This is a genomic window from Alteromonas sp. S167 (genome assembly GCF_036864375.1).
In the GTDB taxonomy this organism is placed as follows: Bacteria; Pseudomonadota; Gammaproteobacteria; order Enterobacterales; family Alteromonadaceae; genus Alteromonas.
Genome location: NZ_JAZETR010000043.1, coordinates 1 through 366, shown reverse-complemented (window position 1 = coordinate 366; position 366 = coordinate 1). Strand labels below are relative to the sequence as shown.

The following is a 366-nucleotide window of genomic DNA, read 5'->3' as shown; positions in this document are numbered from 1 at the left end:
TGTGCGTTACCTTTCAAAGAGCACCTCGTGAGTTCTGTAATCAATGATTTTTACTATTTCATTTGAGTAAAAAGAATTCGATACCAGTTGTTCACCGTCGGTGTTCGAATTTGTAATTGAATACGGGTATTCGTCATCGTCGTCTTGAAGCCAAAAAACATCTATTACAAACAGCATTTCACCATGAATCGTGTAGACATAGGTGGGAATGCCTGAGCGGCTAGTTAATAAGTTTTGAATATCTGATGGCTTCATTTTTCACCGAGCACATAACTTCCAAATATGGGGCGCAGACGCGTGCGCGATAATGGCGAAGCCGCGCACGTGTTTGCGTCCCAGCGAGCGATAGCGAGTGCCATAATTTGT

At 43.2% G+C, this 366-nt stretch carries 1 protein-coding gene; it reads right to left on the bottom strand.

Going from position 1 to position 366, the window contains the following annotated elements; translation table 11 throughout:
* Positions 1 to 6: 6 nt before the first annotated feature.
* Complete coding sequence (locus tag V7R35_RS17840; RefSeq protein ID WP_334016233.1) at positions 7 to 255, bottom strand: hypothetical protein; 249 nt, start codon at positions 253 to 255, stop codon at positions 7 to 9.
* Positions 256 to 366: the final 111 nt, after the last annotated feature.

Bases quoted from the DNA above. Each gene is read 5' to 3' on its own strand.
- V7R35_RS17840 (WP_334016233.1), bottom strand. From the start codon at position 255: ATGAAGCCATCAGATATTCAAAACTTATTAACTAGCCGCTCAGGCATT.